15 protein-coding genes and 2 pseudogenes are annotated in these 19,276 nt (G+C 37.0%); 4 read left to right on the top strand and 13 right to left on the bottom strand.

From position 1 onward, the window contains the following. Nucleotides 1-23: 23 nt before the first annotated feature. The 10 genes and pseudogenes from ftsA to V192_RS0116135 all read right to left on the bottom strand — a co-directional run bounded on the left by ftsA (nucleotide 24) and on the right by V192_RS0116135 (nucleotide 10,559). On the bottom strand, nucleotides 24-1,346 hold the full coding sequence (ftsA, locus tag V192_RS0116180) for a cell division protein FtsA (protein WP_025873352.1): 1,323 nt from the start codon (nucleotides 1,344-1,346) through the stop codon (nucleotides 24-26). 162 nt (nucleotides 1,347-1,508) lie between these two features. Beyond that, nucleotides 1,509-2,558, bottom strand: a complete 1,050-nt coding sequence (locus tag V192_RS0116175) for a cell division protein FtsQ/DivIB (RefSeq protein WP_029948311.1) — start codon at nucleotides 2,556-2,558, stop codon at nucleotides 1,509-1,511. A 6-nt stretch (nucleotides 2,559-2,564) separates the two neighbouring features. Next, the gene (gene murG / locus V192_RS0116170) at nucleotides 2,565-3,656 is read right to left on the bottom strand and encodes an undecaprenyldiphospho-muramoylpentapeptide beta-N-acetylglucosaminyltransferase (protein WP_025873350.1); all 1,092 of its coding nucleotides are present in this window, start codon (nucleotides 3,654-3,656) and stop codon (nucleotides 2,565-2,567) included. A gap of 7 nt (nucleotides 3,657-3,663) precedes the next feature. Beyond that, on the bottom strand, nucleotides 3,664-5,034 hold the full coding sequence (murD, locus tag V192_RS0116165) for a UDP-N-acetylmuramoyl-L-alanine--D-glutamate ligase (RefSeq protein ID WP_025873349.1): 1,371 nt from the start codon (nucleotides 5,032-5,034) through the stop codon (nucleotides 3,664-3,666). A gap of 158 nt (nucleotides 5,035-5,192) precedes the next feature. After that, on the bottom strand, nucleotides 5,193-6,158 hold the full coding sequence (mraY, locus tag V192_RS0116160) for a phospho-N-acetylmuramoyl-pentapeptide-transferase (RefSeq protein WP_025873348.1): 966 nt from the start codon (nucleotides 6,156-6,158) through the stop codon (nucleotides 5,193-5,195). Nucleotides 6,159-6,203: 45 nt separating this feature from the next. After that, nucleotides 6,204-8,083 (bottom strand): annotated as a pseudogene (locus tag V192_RS20505) (peptidoglycan D,D-transpeptidase FtsI family protein). Then, nucleotides 8,084-8,485 carry a cell division protein FtsL gene (ftsL, locus tag V192_RS0116150; RefSeq protein ID WP_025873347.1) on the bottom strand — a complete coding sequence of 134 codons (402 nt, stop codon included), beginning with the start codon at nucleotides 8,483-8,485 and terminating at the stop codon, nucleotides 8,084-8,086. A 16-nt stretch (nucleotides 8,486-8,501) separates the two neighbouring features. Beyond that, nucleotides 8,502-9,461, bottom strand: coding sequence for a 16S rRNA (cytosine(1402)-N(4))-methyltransferase RsmH (gene rsmH, locus V192_RS0116145; protein ID WP_025873346.1), 960 nt, complete (start codon nucleotides 9,459-9,461; stop codon nucleotides 8,502-8,504). A 13-nt stretch (nucleotides 9,462-9,474) separates the two neighbouring features. Next, nucleotides 9,475-9,906, bottom strand: a complete 432-nt coding sequence (gene mraZ, locus V192_RS0116140) for a division/cell wall cluster transcriptional repressor MraZ (protein ID WP_010762855.1) — start codon at nucleotides 9,904-9,906, stop codon at nucleotides 9,475-9,477. A 281-nt stretch (nucleotides 9,907-10,187) separates the two neighbouring features. After that, complete coding sequence (locus V192_RS0116135) at nucleotides 10,188-10,559, bottom strand: DUF3397 domain-containing protein (RefSeq protein ID WP_025873345.1); 372 nt, start codon at nucleotides 10,557-10,559, stop codon at nucleotides 10,188-10,190. A 181-nt stretch (nucleotides 10,560-10,740) separates the two neighbouring features. On the opposite strand from V192_RS0116135, the gene V192_RS0116130 reads away from it, so the two are divergent. Beyond that, complete coding sequence (locus V192_RS0116130; protein ID WP_025873344.1) at nucleotides 10,741-11,697, top strand: magnesium transporter CorA family protein; 957 nt, start codon at nucleotides 10,741-10,743, stop codon at nucleotides 11,695-11,697. Between the two features lie 72 nt (nucleotides 11,698-11,769). After that, complete coding sequence (locus tag V192_RS21350; RefSeq protein WP_029948310.1) at nucleotides 11,770-11,883, top strand: DUF4044 domain-containing protein; 114 nt, start codon at nucleotides 11,770-11,772, stop codon at nucleotides 11,881-11,883. Nucleotides 11,884-11,990: 107 nt separating this feature from the next. On the opposite strand, the gene V192_RS0116120 is transcribed toward V192_RS21350, so the two are convergent. After that, nucleotides 11,991-13,730, bottom strand: coding sequence for an ABC transporter substrate-binding protein (locus V192_RS0116120; protein ID WP_025873343.1), 1,740 nt, complete (start codon nucleotides 13,728-13,730; stop codon nucleotides 11,991-11,993). A 162-nt stretch (nucleotides 13,731-13,892) separates the two neighbouring features. On the opposite strand from V192_RS0116120, the gene V192_RS0116115 reads away from it, so the two are divergent. Further along, nucleotides 13,893-15,149: an MDR family MFS transporter gene (locus tag V192_RS0116115; protein WP_025873342.1), complete on the top strand. Its 1,257-nt coding sequence runs from the start codon at nucleotides 13,893-13,895 to the stop codon at nucleotides 15,147-15,149. An 82-nt stretch (nucleotides 15,150-15,231) separates the two neighbouring features. Here the strand turns inward: V192_RS0116115 and recN are convergent. Beyond that, nucleotides 15,232-16,931: pseudogene (recN, locus tag V192_RS0116110) on the bottom strand (DNA repair protein RecN). Nucleotides 16,932-16,948: 17 nt separating this feature from the next. Next, nucleotides 16,949-17,398 carry an arginine repressor gene (locus V192_RS0116105; protein ID WP_025873340.1) on the bottom strand — a complete coding sequence of 150 codons (450 nt, stop codon included), beginning with the start codon at nucleotides 17,396-17,398 and terminating at the stop codon, nucleotides 16,949-16,951. Nucleotides 17,399-17,711: 313 nt separating this feature from the next. On the opposite strand from V192_RS0116105, the gene V192_RS0116100 reads away from it, so the two are divergent. Beyond that, nucleotides 17,712-19,232 (top strand): NAD-dependent epimerase/dehydratase family protein, encoded by a 1,521-nt coding sequence (locus tag V192_RS0116100; RefSeq protein ID WP_025873339.1) that lies wholly within the window; start codon nucleotides 17,712-17,714, stop codon nucleotides 19,230-19,232. Nucleotides 19,233-19,276 lie beyond the last annotated feature (44 nt).

The raw sequence follows: 19,276 nt of genomic DNA, 5'->3' as shown, positions 1-19,276 counted from the left end.
ATCGTTTCCTCCTGTTTTAATTGTTAGTCAAAAATGTTTGAGAAGAAGTCTTTGATCTTGCCTGTAACTTTTTCACCAGATTCATGAATTTCAGAATCGTCGTAATCATCTTGAGGTGTATCTGTATAAGTATCATATTGTACTTCTTGTTGAACTGCGATTGGCTGTGATGGTTTGATCTTTTCGCCTGGAATCGCACCTTTAGCAATATGATAAATGTCATTCAGTTGAGCAGAATATTCTACGATACTGATCACATTTGTAAAGACTGGGTTACGTAATCCCATGTGGTTAGGTACGTACAATTTCACACTTGCATCAAAAATTTCCTGTGCTAAATCAACAACACCCGGAAGACTTGCGCCACCGCCTGTTAAGATTACTCCACCTGGAAGTTCTAAAGCATCGATTTCATCCAATACTTCTTTAGATTTTTTAAAGATTTGTTCTACTCTAGCTTCAATCACTTCTGAAAGGTAACGTTCATCAACTTTTACAGGTTCAGACTTACCGATCACATCAACTGGAAATTCTTCACTTACTGATGTTCTTTCAGGATAAGCATCGCCATAATTGATTTTCAATGCTTCAGCGTTATTGAATGATGTATTCAATACGATAGAAACATCTTTCGTAACAAACTCTCCGCCTTCTTGATTTACATGAGTAAATTTCAATTGTTTATCATGCATCACAGAAGTCGTTGTTTGGCCGCCACCCATATCGATCACGATAGTTCCAAAATCTTTTTCACCATCTGAAAGTACTGTTTCTGTTAAAGCTAACGGCATAATTACTAATTCATTGACTGTTAAGCCAGCTTTTTCAACACATTTTCTAGTATTGTGAATAATTGTTTTCGGACCTGTGAAAACTACGCCGAACATTTCTAAACGAACGCCAATCATTCCTCTAGGATCTTTGATCCCTTCGAATCCATCTACTGTAAATTCTTGAGGCAAGATTGCTACGATTTGACGTTCAGGAGGAGTTGAACGAACCAGGGCTGCAGATGCTACGTTTCTAACATCTTCATCAGTGATTTCTTTTGACTCACTACTTACAGCGATCATTCCTTGGCAATTTTCCACTTCAAGTAAGTTTGCTGGTAACCCCACATTCACACTTTTAATTTGAATTCCCGCTTTTTCTTCTGCTTGTCTTACTGCTCTTTGAATCGCATTAACTGTTTTATCTATATCGACAATGATCCCTCGATTTAATCCATCAGATTTTGCGTTTCCTACGCCAATGATATTCATTTGACCTTCGATAAACTCAGCAACTACAACTTTTACTGATGTTGTACCAATATCAAGGCCTACATACATTCCTGTCTTTGCCATGAATGGGGTTCCTCCTCCTATTAATTCCAATATGTAAGCGGGCATAAAACACCCGTTTAAATATATATTTTTTTATGAATACTCACTTCTTTCAATTTTACCATAAACATAGGCTTTTTAGAAAGTAGATTCTACTATTTTATTCTTTTATTTTTCTTAACTTTATTCTAGGGCCTGTGAAGATTCTTCTACACTTTCTTCAGTCTCCTCATTATTAAAAGGATATGAGAAAATCCCGACTTCCATATCGATGATTCCTGGTTTCTCCATTTGGCTCGCTACCTTGCTATAATACGCCATTTTCTCCTCTAATTGAGAGATATTTACGATGACTTGATTGGCATCTTTCATATGAAGATTGATCAATTCTTTGTTTGCATTTGACGGCGCATAACGAATTTCTGAGATATTTTGTTTTATATCCTCAGGAAGTTTGTTATAAGAATTCATTAAATTTTTAATGATCGTCTGATCCTTGAAATTCAGAAAAATCGGCATACCGCTCACAGGTGCTTTCATTTCTTCAGGTAAAATCTTGCCATTTTCCAAAATAGGATGAAAAATATTGTTTACAGATTCTAAAGCAACGACTTTATACTCATCGACTTTTATGTTAAACGAGTTAACACCATTCAAAGAGATTATTGCTTTTTTGATCCGCGGCAATTGACGTTGGATTTTTTCTTCATAAATTTTCCGATCTCCAAATTGCTCCCATAAACTTTTCCCTTGCTCCAGTTTAGATTGAGCAATGATGCTTTGACTATCGACCGATTTATTACCTGAAACGCTGACCTTGCCTAACTTACTAAGTGGAGAAACAAAATAAAGGACAATCAATATCGCCACCAAAAATACTGACACAATTAAAGTTAAGCGACGATATAATCGTTTATTTCTGACTTCTTTTATTTTTGGTAAGCGGTCTGCAAAAGATTCGTAAGTAGTCTTTTGTTTTTCTGGTATTTCGGACTCTTCCAACGAAGATTCTTCTGTTTTTTCTGCTTGATCTTCACCCGAGTCTTCTTCCTGCTCTTCTTCAGTAGACAAAACTGAAGGACTCCAAACTGGCTGATCGCCTTGTGTTTTTAAGTATTCTAGGTTTTCTTTTTGCCAGGGAGTCAAATTTTGCTCGTCTATGTTTTCAGTCTTGTTTGTTTGTTGGTCTTCTGGACCCACTGGATCATCTTTTTTCTTACTAATCTTCCGCACCCCCCATCAAGTTATTTCTTTTACCACTTTGTAAAGTCGTTCACTAGCGTCCGGAATACCTTCTTTTTTAGACGCTGCAGCCATCGCTTGATGCCGTGTTTCGTCAAGTAAAATTGCATCGATCTCCGTTACTAATTTAAGACCTGTAAGCTCTTGGTCAGTGATCATTTCGACTGCTCCAGACTTAACTAAGCTTTGGGCATTCTTTGTCTGGTGATCATTTGTGACATATGGACTTGGAACTAAAATTGCGGGTAATCCTAATGCAGTAAACTCTGCAATAGAGGTTGCCCCAGCACGACCAACCATTAAGTCTGCTGCTGCTAAGACTTCTGCCATTTTATCAATATAAGGCTGAATGCTTATGTTTGTCAATTTCTTTTTGGAAAGATTTAATGTTTCTTGTAATTCTTTATAATATCGCTCTCCTGAAGCATAAAGAACTTGATAATTTCTCTGCTCAAAAAGAGGTAATGCCTCAATAAATGCTTGATTGATTTTTAATGCACCACGGCTCCCGCCGAAAATGACGACCGTTTTCTGCTCAGGATCTAGGCCATATTCTCTTAACACATCTGTTTTTTTGATCATCACAACTTCTTGTGCTCGCGGATTTCCAGTCAAGACTACCTTTTCTTTTGGAAAATACTCAGCAACATCAGGAAAACAAATGGCGATTTTTGTCACATACCTGCTTAAAAATTTATTCGTTATTCCAGGTATACTATTTTGTTCATGGATAATTGTGGGAATTTTTAGCTGCTTTGCAGCATAAACAACTGACCCTGATACATAGCCACCTGTCCCGATCACAACATCTGGTTGAAATTCCTTAATAATTTTTTTGGCTTTTCCAATACTATTTAGGAAAAGATACACGGTTTTGATATTTTGAGGACTAAGCGACCGTTTAAAGCCTTGGATTTTGATTGTCTTAAACGGAATTTTATATTTTGGAACAATTTTACTTTCCAGACCTATTTTGGTTCCCACATACATAAATTCAGTATCGGGCTCTATTTGTTTTACATAGTTAACAAAGGCCAAAGCTGGATAAATGTGTCCACCTGTTCCGCCGCCGGTTATTAATATTTTCATAATTCTCTCACTTTTCTATGTCTTTTAGCTGGTGCATCGCTTGTATAAAAGCATCTCCGCGCAGTTCAAAATTAGGATATTGGTCCCAACTAGCACACGCAGGCGATAATAGAATAGTATCATTTTTTTCAGAAAAATCATAGGCATCCCTTACGGCAGTCTGGACATTTTCTGTCAATTGTATGTTCTTGATACCAGCTTCGATTGCCGCTTTGTGTAACTTATCTTTGGTCTCTCCAAAAAGAATAATTGCTTTGACCCCTCTTAGTGAAGGGATTAACTCATCAAAGCTGTTTCCTCGGTCTAAACCACCAGCTAACAAGATAAGCGAAGAATGATCAAAACCACTTAAAGCCATCTCAGTGGCCAATATATTGGTTGCTTTGGAATCGTTATAAAATTTGCGTCCAGCAACTTCCCCCACATATTGTGTACGATGTGGCACTCCAGTGAAGATCATCAATGACTTTCTGATCGACTCAGTTGAGACACCTTTTAATTTAGCCACAGCAATTGCTGCTAAAGCATTCTCAATATTATGACTGCCGGGCACTCCTAGTTCTACTGCTAACATAATGTACTCATTTTTGTAGTATAATTTTCCTTCTGAGAGATAGGCGCCAGCAACTTCTTCTTTTGTTGAAAAAGGAATAATTGTGGCTTTCGTTGTTTTGCTTAATTCTTGTAGTTCTTGTTGGTTCCAGTTCAACACAAGAAAGTCACTTCGCTCCATGTTTTCTTGAACTGACCACTTTGCTTTTACATATTCTTCTCTTGAACCATGATAATCTAAATGTGCTTCATAAATATTCGTGATAACAGCGATTTGAGGGTGAAACGTTTTAATTCCCATCAATTGGAAACTGGACAACTCCATGACTATATCATCCTCAGCAGCTGCTTTTTCAGCGACTTCACTAGCAGGGTAACCAATATTTCCAGCTAAACGAGCCGTTCCAGTTTTACGATCAGCATTTAGCAGCAACCCGATCATCGTTGTTGTCGTCGTTTTACCGTTAGTTCCAGTAATTCCAATAATAGGACATTCAGCAATTTGATAAGCCAATTCAACTTCTGTCAAGACAGGAAATTTCATGCTCAATGCTTTTTCTACTAGTGGATTTGTATAAGGAATTCCTGGATTTTTTACGATCAGAGAAAAGTCTTCATCTAGTAGTTCAATCGGGTGTCCACCTGTAACAACACGAATACCCAAGGTTAATAAATCTTGGGCTTCCGGGTTCTGATCAAATTGTTTAAAGTCATTAACTGTCACTAATGCGCCTAACTCATGCAGCAACTTTGCAGCACTAACACCGCTTTTAGCAAGTCCAAGAACAAGGACTTTTTTATTTTCATAATCTGTAATTTTTTTCATTATCATTTCCCCTTATCTTAGAAAAGCTGAAAGAAGCGATTAACCTTGCAGAAAATTAGGTCTCTAAAACTGGAACACTATTCGTTCCAGTTTCAGATTATTCATTTTCTAAAAAAAATACTTCCGAAGGCTAGGGCTTAGTTAAATCTCTACTCTTTTTAAAGTACGATCCATAATGTAATAGCCGAACAAATAGCACCTGTCAGCCAAAAGACAATATCGATCTTCCATTCCGACCAGCCACACATCTCAAAATGATGATGGATCGGCGACATTTTAAAAATTCGTTTACCAAACAATTTAAATGAAGTAACTTGCAAAATAACACTTGCTGTTTCACATACATAAACAAGTCCAATCAACAATAACGTCCATTCCTGACGCAAAATGATCGAAATAGCGGCCAACAAACCGCCTAATGCCAGTGAACCAACATCTCCCATGAAAATTTTCGCTGGTTTCTTATTATAAGGAAAGAATCCTAATAAACCACCAATCACACTTAAACAAATGATCACTACATCAAATTGCTGTTGTTTCCAGGCGATGATTGCATAGGTACCAAAGGAAATCGTGCCTAATCCTGCTACTAATCCATCGATTCCATCCGTCAAATTCACTGCATTTGAAAAACCAACTAACCAAAAAATGACAAATACACCATAAAAAATGCCTAATGGTATTGTCACAACACCAAACAAATCAAGCGTATCAGGCAAGCCTTCAGAACGATAAACAAAATAAAATACTAAGCCGCCAATGATTTGACCAATCAATTTTTGACGGGAATTCAGTCCCATATTTCGCTTTTTAAACACTTTGATAAAGTCATCTAAAAAGCCTAACAACCCATAAAGAACTAAAATGAACAAAATAATCAGTAAAGAAGGAGTGAGCTCTTGTTTCCATAACCCTACTAATAATGACGTGATAAAACTTGCAACTAAAAATACTAAACCACCCATCGTTGGCGTACCTGTTTTTACATTATGCCAAGTCGGACCATCTTCGCGCGTTGTTTGTCCTTGTTTCTTCATTTGAAAATAACCGATAAACATCGGCATCACTGCCACTGTTATAGCAAAACTACATACTATGGGAATAAAAATTTGTGTCCACTCCATGATATCTCTCCTAATTGTTTAACTCGTATTGATTTACTTTTCCATTTATTTAGCAGGTTCTACTGTTGGATCAGACTCACTATCGATTGAATCCATCACCAATTGCATCAATGGATTGGCAATTTTAGCAAGTGCCTCTCTTGTATATGTCTGAGGTTTCTTCATTGTAAGATACAAAATGTATTCTGGATTATCTGCTGGCATCATCTCCACAACAGAATAGGTATAATCAGTAAGACCTGCCATATATCCGTTTTCCCCAGTGATTTGAGCTGTACCAGTTTTAGCTGCTATATGATAACCCGGCACTTTATATACGTCATAAGCAATCCCATAATTTGGATCTTCTACAGTGTCGACCATATATGTGCGAATATCACTGGCCGCTTGTGGAGTTATGATTGGTTGTCCTACTTTTTCTGGTTGGGTTACTTTTTCTTCACCAGTATTTTTATCAACGATTTTGCTGATATATTGTGGTTTCAGCATCGATCCGTCATTAGCGATCGCTGTGTAAGCCTGCATCATTTGAAAGTTCGTTACTGAAATAGCTTGTCCAAATGATGACATTGCCAAATCGACCCAGTTATCTACTGGTAGCTCACCAGCAGATTCTCCTGCCAAACCTGAATCTGTCGATTTTCCAAAACCAAATTTTTCTAAATAACTTTTCCAAACTTGACCAGTTTGTCCATAGCTTGCTCTAACGTAAGCATTCCGACATTACTAGACCAAGAAATTGCTTGACGGAATGTCAATGGTCCAACTGCACCGTAATCATGATCATTTACCGTACGGTCGTCAAGCTTATAGCCACCAGCTGGGTAATTAAAGGTTGTGTTGGGGCTGAATTTGCCTTCTTGCATTGCCGCCGCAGCAGTAAAGAGTTTCATAGTGGAACCTGGCTCAAAATTATCTTCTACTAGTATATTACGCCAGACTGTATCTTTTCCTAGACCTTCTTTTGTTTCTGGATTAAAGGATGGGCGTTGAGACATAGCAAGGATTTCACCCGTCTTCGCTTTCATCAGCATCGCCGTCATGTCTTCTGGCTTGTATTCTTCAACAACGGGATCTAATAATGTTTCCAGCTGACTTTGTATGCGACTATCTATTGTTGTATAGATATCTTTACCGTCAACAGCTTGCTTTTCATTTGCAACTGTCCCTGGTAATGGATTTCCGTACACGTCTTTTTCATAATCAATCTTGCCGTCTTGACCTTTTAAAATATCATTATAAGATTTTTCTATCCCCATTTTTCCTACTAAACCTTTTGAATCATCCTCTGCATCAGCAGAATCTGTATAGCCGATGAAATGAGAAGCAAAAACACCATTTGGATAAATTCTTGCTGGATGACCTTCGAAATAGAGTCCTGAAACTTTGTTTTTCTTTAGCTCGTCTTCGATTTTTTGTTTTGTTTCCAGAGTAATATTTTTTCCTTTAGAACCAAACTCAACTTGAAATTTTACAGTGCCGTCTTCATTGACACCATTATTCAGAAAACTTAACGCTTCATTTTTAGTAAGCTCTGTATTTCTATCTAATATTTCTGCTAATGTTTGAAAATCTTTTTTCTGTGCATAAAGCTTTTTATTTTCTTCACCTAAATAGGTCTCAGACAAAATGGCATACACAGAATAAGATGTAGCATCTTCTGCAATCACTACGCCATTGCGGTCTAAAATAGCTCCTCTTTTTGCCTTGACCACACTGCTCCCTTGATAAAGAGCAGCTGTCTTTTCTGGTAAAGAGACACCTGCGACTTTTCCTACAGCCACTATGTACGTTAATCTAAAAGCAAATAAAAAGAACAATCCAATACTCGTAGCAAATAAAATAATGCCTACTTTTTTACGATTGTTCATTGGATTTAAGTTCTTCTTTTTGACAAAATTCTTTATTTTATTTTTTATGCTCATCTATTTCACTCTCTTTATATTTTCAATGTTATCAGATAGACCTTTACTTTTCGCAACATCTTTGATCCGGTCTGCTTTTGATAATTCATTTTTTTGTTGTTCCAATTTCAATGCAGATTCTTCTTTCTCTTGAATCGTCGCTTGCGTTTCAGTAATTTCATTTGTCATTTGTGTAATAGAAGTGCGGACTTGAATGGTGAGAACAGCTATTCCAATAATCGCCACTAACAATAAAAAGCCGATCGTCTTTTCTAAAAGTGAGATATTTCTCAACTTCCTTTTTGGAGATTGGGGTAAGTTACTATTTTTTTGAACTTTAGGTTCATTTTCATGGTCAATGACTGGTTCATCCATCACTGGAATATCGTATTGAAAATCTTCGACTTTTTTTAACTCAGCCATGTCGTTACCCCTTTCTTTATAAGTTTAATTTGACTTTTTCGGCAATTCTTAATTTAGCACTTCGTGAGCGATTATTCTCAGCCAACTCAGTCTCACCTGGTAAAATTGGCTTTCTAGTAATTACTTTTAATTCTGGTTGGAATTCTTCTGGTACTACTGGCAATCCTGGAGGCAAATCCTGGATACTGCTATATTCTTTAAACATGCTTTTCACGATTCGGTCTTCTAATGAATGAAAAGTGATCACACTGATTCGACCGTTTTTGTTTAATAAAGCAATGGCTTGTTCTAAAGATTCTTCTACAACTCGCAGTTCATCATTCACTGCAATTCGAATGGCTTGAAAAATTCGTTTTGCTGGATGTCCGCCTTTGCGTCTAGCAGGCGCTGGAATTGCTGATTTTATAATTTCTACTAATTCACCAGTTGTTTCAATCGGCGCTTTCGCACGTACCCGTTCGATTTCCCTAGCAACTTGTTTAGAGAATTTTTCCTCACCGTAACGAAAGAAAATCTTCACTAATTCATGATAGCTATAGTCGTTAACGACTTGGTAAGCAGATAACTCTGCATCTTGATCCATCCGCATATCAAGCGGTGCATCTTGGTGATAACTAAATCCGCGCTCAGCTTCATCCAACTGAGGCGAAGAAACACCTAAGTCATATAAAATACCATCGACATGATGAATCTCGTGATTTGCTAATTCTTCTTTTAAATGTCGAAAATTCGACTTGATAAAGGTCACCATGCCTTGATCAACATATTTTTTTAATCGTTGCGCTGCAAAATCCAATGCTTTTTGGTCTTGATCGAACGCGTATAAGTGCCCTTGCTCACTCAATTGTGAGAGTAGGTACTCACTATGACCTGCGCCGCCCAATGTGCAATCGACATAGATGCCATCTTCTTTCACATGTAAGCCGTCAACTGTCTCTTTCAGTAAAACAGTATAATGCTGAAACTCCTCTGTCATAATGCTCCTCTTTCTAAAAACCAAAATCAATCATTGTTTCTGCAATTTCATCAAAATTCTCTTCAGCTTCTGTAGAAAATTCTTGCCAACGGGCTTCATCCCAAATCTCGATTCGATTTGAAACACCGATGATCACACAAGCCTTCTCCAAACTACCATGTGTTCTTAAAGCAGCAGGAATATTGATCCTACCTTGTTTATCGATTTCACATTCTGTAGCGGCCGAATAAAAAAAGCGGACAAATGTACGGGCATCCTTCTTAGCTAAGGGCATTTCTTTCAGCTTTTCTTCTAGCTGTTCCCATTCGGACATTGGATAGCCAAATAAACAACCATCCATTCCCCTAGTCACCACAAATTTCTCACCTAATTGGTCACGAAATTTGGCGGGTACGATAAGTCGGCCTTTGGCATCAATATTATGTTGAAATTCACCCATAAACATCGCCAATTCCCCCTACTTTTCCACTTGATAAAAACAGTCTACCACATCCCGCCACTTTCTACCACCAAAAACAGTGAAACTTCTTTCTTTTAATGGTTATTTAAAAAGTTTGTAATATTTCAACGTGTAGACCAATTTCAAAAAAAAGCGGTATCAATAGCTATATAAAGGATTTTGTAATGAATCTTTCGACGAATTTCCATCCTATATTTCTCATAAAAATATTACAAATAAAAATGGTGGGGAGAAGTGGGGAGATTTCTACCGCAACCATTTCAACTCTATGAAAAATAATGAATGATATTCAACAAAATAAGTACGCCATATAAAACTAGACTGAAAAGAAAGACCAAACGCCAAAACATTTTGAAATATCTGCCATACAGAATCTCACCGTAATAATACGCTTGAAAAACCGCTACACAGATTCCCAATAATAAGACTGAGATGACCATATAAGGAACAATCGATTGTCCATAACTATCTTTTGACAATTCATTTAATCCTATAAATAAAAATGGGATCGAGATATCTGGTGCTTTCACTTTAAAACGCTCTGTCAAAGAGAACGTTGAAATAATAAAATTACACGCAAATAAGACGATAACAGGAAAAACATACCAAAAAAGCATAATGACTGAAAACGACACCATTTACTAACAATTCCTTTCGTAACACACTGTGTTAACTATACTTTATTTTCTTTACATTGATGTTTCATTTCGTTTAAATGTTCATGCCTAAATAATACTAAAGCAAAAGAGCTTTCTTTCCCAAAAATTCTTCAACTCTATTATAATAAAGTTAAGTCATTTTATAAAAAGAGGTGGTATTTTGATCAATTATTTAAAAATAGAAAATAGTCAGCTCGTTACTTCCCAAATAGATACAGATGAAACCGTCTGGCTCGCTGTTGAGAAACCGACTGAAGAAGAGATCGACCAGTTAGTCACGACTTATAAACTTCCTAAAGATTATATCACAGGTGTACTAGATGATAACGAAAATTCTCGTTTTGAAGGACTCCACCAAAATACGTTAGAAGAACCTGCACTGATGTTACTTCAGTATCCACATGCAACGATCAGCCCTAGCGGATATACCCAACTGGATACCTTTCCTTTCGCCATTATTTTAACAACAGATGGCAAGGTGATTACTGTGATCAATAATTCAGCAGATTTTTTAAAACAAACATTTACCACCCCGATCCCTGATAGTGAATTGCCGATTCAAGAAATGCTGATTTTATACTTATCCTGGCAAATATCGACTTGTTATAATCGCTTTTTAAAAGAGTTGATCAAACAGACGAATAAACTAGAAGGTGAATTAAAAGTGTCAACTGAAAATAGTCAACTTTATCAAATGATGGACATTCAAAAAAGTTTAGTCTATTTTGAGTCTGCCATAAATTCTAATTTAGCTGTTTTAAATATGCTCTACAATGCTAGAATATTCACAGACCCTAGAGCTCATTTGCCAAGGCTTCATGACATTCTGGTCGAAACAAAACAAGCGGCAACCACGACCTCGATTCAGCTAAAACTTGTAGATAAAGTCAGCGATACCTTTTCAGCAATTGTTTCGAATAATCTGAATAACGTAATGAAGATTTTAACTTCTTTAACGATCGTGTTGACCATCCCAACGATCATCGGTGGAATCTTCGGTATGAATGTAAAATTACCCTTTGCTAATCGGGAAGATGCCTTTTTTTGGATCTTTGTTGTGACAACTGCAACATGTATTCTTGTGATTCGCCGGCTAAAAAAACGAAACCTTTTGTAAAATTTCTAGTTGCTGATTCTAGCAAAACGATGTAAACTAGAGAAAGTAAAGAATAAGGATGTGTACTGATCAATGAACAATAAAAAGACAAGCACTTTTTCAAAAGTCACTAAAGTCGTTGTTTGGTTGATGTTAATTGCCATTGCTGGCTCAACAATATTGACAGCTATAATGAGTTTAAGATAGTCAATAGTTTACAAGTTGAACAACAGAATCTAGATACTGATTCAGAGAAATTTCACTGAGTTATTATCTAAGTTCTGTTGTTTTTTTATGCTCCAAAAAATGATGCGTTATCCCCCGTAATTTCCATGTGCCCAGGCAGTTCTCAAATTCAAATCAATAAATAAATCTTTTTCTTGATTTTGAATTGCGGAATGTAATAGTTCCATTTGCATAGGATGAGAGATGTAAATCAAATAATGATTTGAACTTAGCCATTGATTAATTTGCTCATACACTAAAGAACGTTGCTCATAACTTTCTTCAAGCTTCATCTTTTCAATTTTCTTGTTTAAACTTGAACGTATCCTTTTGGAGAAAAAGCGTTGACACAAAAGATTAGGATTACTACAAAAATCCAGAAAAGCCAACTCTTTATCCCCTACAGGAATATCTCTTAAAATCAACATATCTGTCTGTTCTTCAAATTCTTTCGTATAAAAGGCGGTATCAATCGGCATTTCTCTTATTTTTACAGAAATACCAAATTTCGCCGCTCGCTGTTGGAGCCAATAGGCTTTCTTCTTAGCCGCAGAATAAGTAAAAGTCCCTAGAACAATCGTTTCCCCTTGATAGTTTGCGGCTCTTAGCAAAGACTCTATTTTTTCACTGTCTTTTTTCTCATATCGCGACTTTTCAACATAGTAGCTTGATGCTGTTTCTCCAATCTCCAACGTTTTCTGCATTTCAGCTGAATCCAAGAGATGATAAATCGCTTCACGGAATTGAGCTTGCTTTATACACCTATGCCGATTAAAGTTGAATATCAAAAATTCAACTCCAACATTTTTTATCGGCTGCTTGATGTAATCATCTTCTTCACGATATTCCGAATGGGTAGTCACTGTGGTTGCTGGCAGCTTTTGATTTTCAAGCACCCAAAACTCTACACGATCCATGAGTGGACGCTCCCCATAATATTCTTCAAAGGCTTCTAACACAAGACACTGCTCCGAATAACTTTTAATTTTAAAAGGCCCTGTTGAAACCCAAATATGCTCATCAAAAGGAACATCATAAGGTAAAATTGTAAGATTTCCTGTTGACATATATTTACCAAAAAGCGGCTCCCCAATTTTCAATTTCACGGTGACCATGAAGTCATTGATACAAGCTATTTCCTCAATATTTTCTAGCTGCCAAGCAACAACAGAAGATTGTTCTTTTGCTCTTAGCAAGGTGAATTTAACATCTTCACTTGTTAAAGTTCTCCCATGATGGAATCGAACTCCTTTCCGTAAAAAGAATGTCCAACAACTATAGTCAGCAGATACTTGCCAATGGTGAGCTAATCCTGCGTTTAGTTGGTTTCTTTTTCCATCACTGGTTACAAGCGTATCTCCTAATTGACGGATCATGAATGCCTCTCTTGAGACAGCCGTTTTAAGCGGATCAAGAGAAGTAATGGAACGACGAAGTATATAACGAATCGTATCTTGATTTTCAATAGTCTGCTGAATCCCAAACATTCCTTGAATTTCTTTGAATACTTGACCAAACCACTCTTTCGGAATATCTAGCTGTAATAATTCAATCACTTCGTCGATTGAATTTGTCTGGATTGCTCTTTCACTAATTTTTTGGATTTCGACTTGAAAATTTTCACTAAACAATAGTTCAGAGTAATTTCCTCGACCTTTTCCAGGTGTGTAGATACATTTGTCTTCTGATTGATATTTTTGCAACCTTCGCTTACTTTGTTTCGATGTACACTGCCAGAGCTCTGATAGCTCTGAGAGTTTAAATTTGACCCGATTTTTTTCTTCACGTTTAAATAAATAAGAACGTAACTGACAATAATGAATGTCCAACCTGATCCCTCCTTTAAAAGGGGACATCTTTTCTTGATTTAATCTCTTTTTAATCTTATCTTACTCTTTTATAATCATATCAAATCATCTAGTTATTTCAATAAAAAAAGAGTGATTCTTTGTGGGACGTTCTCACACAAAAATTTTAAAGGAGTGAAAATTATGTTTAAATCTTTGCACCCTAATATTCGAGCTCGGATATTTATTCAATTTTTAAGTAAGGTTGTTGGTTCTATGATTTTTCCATTTATGGCGATTTATTTTACAAACACACTAAGTAGCGGAATTGCTGGAGTGTTGGTTACAATAAACGTCATTGTACAATTTCTCGCCGGAATCTACGGTGGTCATCTAACAGATATTTTTGGCAGACGACAACTGATGATTGTTGGGGAATGGCTAAAATCTGCTGCCTATTTAGGAATGTTTCTGGTAAATTCACCTGTTTTTAATTCCGTTTGGTTGACATTTTTTATGATTCTTGTTGTCAGTATTTCTCAAGGGATCATCAATCCGGCCGCTGATGCTATGTTGATCGATGTCAGTACTGCTGAAAATAGGACGTTTATGTACTCAATCAGCTATTGGGCCAATAATTTATCTATTTTAATCGGAGTCATGGTAGGCGGCTGGTTTTTTCAATCTCATTTTTTCTTTCTACTCATCGCCTTATTTCTATTGTCACTATTAACAACCGCTCTAACAATAAAGTTACTGACTGAAACCAAAAGCGCTTCTTCAAAACAGGAACAAAAAATAGGAGTAGCCGCCGTTTTCCAAAGCTATCGAAGGGTTATGATCGATCATCGTTTTCTATTGTTCACTTTAGGAGGAATCGCTCTGATGTCGATTGAATTTCAAAGAAATAATTTTATTTCAGTACGATTGGCAGAAGACTTAAAAAACGTAACCTTAAACTTGGGTATTATCGGAAATATAGCGCTCGATGGGGTAAAAATACTAAGCATACTCACTGCGGTAAATACAATCATGATCGTCTTATTTACTGCTCCTATTGCGAGTTGGGCCAGTAATCGATCGCAAAAAAAGATCATGTATGTTGGTTTTTTCCTGTTTAGTTTAGGTTTTGCGATAACTGCCTTTTCAAATCAGCTTTTAGTACTCTTTATAGCTACCATTATTTACTCTGTCGGCGAACTTCTCTATGTACCAACCCGCCAAACGATTCTGGCAGATCTTGTTGATGAAAGCCATCGTGGCTCTTATGTTGCCTTTAACGGAATTATTTATCAAGTCGGTAAAATCATCGCTTCGGTTTCACTAATGTTTTCTCCCACTATGGGTAAATATGGTATGGCGGCTTTATTACTTTTATTTGGTTTACTTGCTATCATTCTAACCAAAAGAGCTCTAGCAATCAGTCCAATAAAAAAAAGCCAAGTACTATTCGATGACTAGCTAACGGTAGGAAACAAAAAGAGCGTGAACAAAACGAAAAAATAGTTTTGTTCACGCTTTATAAATCTTTAATACTCATGATTTAACTTAAATGGCCATTTCGCTCATTTCCTGCCATATTCAACAGCTCTTTTGCATGTTCAATCGTCAGCTTAGTGATTTCACTACCTGAAAGCATTCTAGCGATTTCCGCCACTCGTTCCTCTTGGTTCAATTTTCTAACTTTGGTCTCTGTCCGTTCACCAATGATCTCTTTTTCAATGAAGTATTGATAATCGGCGACAGCTGCTACTTGAGGAAGGTGAGTAATACATAGTACCTGTGAATTTTCAGAAATTTGATAAATTTTATCGGCGATTGCTTGAGCAACTCGTCCACTGACACCTGTATCTACTTCATCAAAAACAATACTGGTAATCCCTTGTGATTTAGAAAAAATTGTTTTCAACGCCAACATCACACGAGATAATTCTCCACCTGAAGCGACTCTTACTAATGGCTTCAGTGGTTCTCCTGGATTTGTTGTAATATAAAACTCAACTTGATCCAAACCATCTTCCATAAACTGGCCATCCGCTAATTCAGTAAAACGAATATCGAATACCGTTCTTTCCATATATAACTCTTTTAATTCTTTTAAAATATTTTTTTCTAGTTTTTTCGCAACTTTTTTTCGAATGTCCCGTAGTTTCTCCCCTTCTTCAATCACTTGGTTTTTCTTTTCCACCAATAATGTTTCCAGTTCGCCCGTTCGTCCTTCTAGAAAATCGGCATCAGCCAACTCTTGTGTGATTTCCTGATAATAAGCAAGAATGGATTCGATTGAATCCCCATACTTTCTTCTCATTTGTCGGATCAGTTCAAGTCTATTCTCTACTTCATTCAATCGATTTTCATCTAACTCCAAGCTATCAATATGTCGAGATAGATCCCCACTTGCTTCTTGTAAAAGATAATAACTATTTTGGACTGCTTCAGATATCGCTTTGTACTCTGGATCAAGCATTTCGATCGACAATAGCTCATTCATCGCATAACCAATTTTATCTAAGCTGCTATCGCCATCACCATTGATTGCTTCATAGCTCGTTGCCAAAGCATCAGCAATTTTTTGAAAATTACCTAACTTATTTCGCTCTTCGATCAATTGCTCCTCTTCACCTAAAACCAGTTCAGCCGCTGCAATTTCATCACTTTGAAACTGCAACATATCCATGCGTTGCGCAAATTCTTTTTCGTTTTTTTGTCTGTTTCTAACCTTACCTTCGATCATGCGATATTCTGAGTAAATGCCTTCATATTGCTCTTTTATCTTAAACAGCTCTTTACCGCCAAAGTCATCAAGCATCCCTAAATGTTTTTCACTTTGCATCAATTCTTGGTGTTCATTTTGGCCATGGATATCAACTAAAAATTCACCGACTTTTCGTAAATTAGCAATATTGATGATTCTGCCATTCACTCGACAAACATTCTTACCAGATGTCGAAATATCTCGCTGGATCACAATTGACTCGTCGTCTGTCTCAATTCCCAATTCCTCCAAAAGATTAATCAACTCTTGGCTTTTAGGCATTGTAAACAGTCCTTCTAAGGTACACTTAGAAGCTCCTTGACGAATATAATCACTTGATCCTCGACCACCCGTCAACAAGCCCATTGCGTCGATAATAATTGATTTACCCGCACCAGTTTCTCCTGTTAAAACGGTCATTCCCATTTGAAATTCTAATTGTAAAGAGGAAATAATCGCAAAATTCTTTACAGAAGTTCCTGTAGCATTTCTATTCACCTCGATTTTATAAATATCGGAAAAATTCATTTTTTAAATATTCAGCATCTTTTTCAGTTCTTGCAATGATCAGAACACTATCATCATCGTTGATTGCTGCAAAAACAATGTTCTTGTACTGTTTCTCTATAAGATTAGCTGCAGCTGCAGCATTACCTGGTATAGTATGCAAGATCACTTGTTTTTCCATTTGATCGACCGAAACAAAAGCATCTCTCAGCAATTTTTCTAATTTTAGCGAGGTATCTTCTTTGGTTTCAGCAGGTACGCTATAGCGGTAGCCGCCATCTATAGAAGGAACCTTGATCAGTTTCATTTCTTTAATATCACGAGAAATCGTTGCTTGAGTGACTTCTATCCCTCTTTCTTGTAAGTAGGCGACAAAATCTTCTTGTTTTTGAATATTTTTATCAGCTAATAAACGAGTAATCAGACGATGCCGATCTTTTTTTCTCATAATATTTTACTCCTTTTCCTAATGGTCCATTATCCGTTCGCTCGGTTTGACTGTGCTTCTTAGAATAAAGGTACTCCTTTTTGATTCATTTCCATTTTATCATAGCGTATTTTTATTCATTTTAAAAGCGTAAAAGCTAATAAACCCTCTAGATAAGCAATTCTTTACATAATCGATCATAAATCCGAACAAGTGATAGAGCAATGACTGAGACCTCCACTTCATTATTTAGTGAATTAAATTCACTATTCTATTGATAATACATCAAAAAAGCGCTAACATTAAAATTAACCAAAGAAAGGAAGAGAGTATTATGAAGAAAAAAAGAGTGTTTGTTACAGGAACCACTGGCACAATGGGCGGCGAGGCAATGAAGCAACTTTTACATCGATCTGAGCGCTTTCAAGTCGTCACCCTTGCAAGAGATTCAGAGAAAAATCGCCTCTTTATGCAGCAATTTGAAAATGAACCAAACTTAGAAGTCCACTGGGGCGATTTGGTGAATTACGATGATGTCTTAAACTGTGTAACCAACTGTGATTATGTCGTTCATTGTGCAGCCTTTGTCTCACCATCTGCTGATCGTTATCCTGCTGAAGCCATGAAAATCAATTATGGCGGGACTTTAAATCTGATTCAAGCGATTTTAGCTCAACCAAATAAAGACGAAATCAAATTAATCAATATTGGTACTGTAGCAGAAACTGGAGATCGAACTGCACCTATTCATTGGGGACGTATCGGTGACCCTTTAAAGCCCAGTGTTCATGATTATTACGCCGTTTCAAAAATTGCAGCTGAACGGGCAGTTATCGAATCTGGGATCAAGCATTGGGTATCTTTACGTCAAACAGGAATCATGTCGATCAAAGAATTCAGTTTAAATGAAGGGATCGCTTTCCATCAGCCACTAAATAACGTCCTTGAATGGGTCACAGATCATGATTCTGGTGTCCTTTGTGCCAACGCTTGTGAGGAGTGGGTCGATGCTGATTTTTGGGGGCATGTTTATAATATCGGCGGTGGTGAAGAATGCCGAAATACAAACTATGAACTGATGTCAGCGATGATGAAAGAAATCGGTGTTGAACAATTCAAAGATGTCTGTGAGCCAAATTGGTATGCTACACACAACTTCCACGGCCAATGGTATTTGGACTCTGATAAATTAAACGACTTTCTTCATTTCCGTTCTCAAACAACTAAAGACTTTGTTCGTTATTATGGTAAAGTAATGCGTGAACAAACTGCCCAACAAACACCTGTTGATGCGCCTATTATGACTAGTCAACAAATTGCGGCAATGATCAAACAAAGCAACGAACAGGTTGCACTGACAGATACAGGAACCTTGCACTGGCTTGTTCATAATCAAGATGAACAATTGAACCCATTCTTTATCTCAAAAGAGCACTGGGCTAAGATTCCTGGTTGGGACCGTTTCATTCTTTATCGTCCAGAAGGAGATCCTATCCTACTTGATCACGGCTATGACGAATCGAAGGCTGAAACAGAACTAGCAATAAGCGATATGCAGCAAGCAGCACAATTCAGAGGAGGCACTTGTCTTTCAGAGACAATGGAAACGGGTGATTGGACAACAAAATTGTCATTCACCTGTCACTGTGGACATCACTTTTTAGCTAGTCCTCGCTTGATTTTAGAAGCTGGTCACTGGTGTGATGAATGTGAAAGAACCAGCTGGAACTATCATGAGCTAGCAAAATATAGTCCATTTTTCGCTCAAGTCTGGTATCCTCTTCATGAAAAAGACGAACACGTTCATGAATACAAAAAACATGTAAAGGATACTGACGTAGTAACTCCATCATAAGTATCAAAAAAACGCCTTGGCTATTGATTAGATTCACAGCCAGA

Origin of the sequence: Enterococcus crotali, assembly GCF_000633635.1 — a bacterium.
GTDB lineage: Bacteria > Bacillota > Bacilli > Lactobacillales > Enterococcaceae > Enterococcus_L > Enterococcus_L crotali.
The sequence above is the reverse complement of the archived record's forward strand: the minus strand, read 5'-3'. Positions and strand labels throughout refer to the sequence as shown.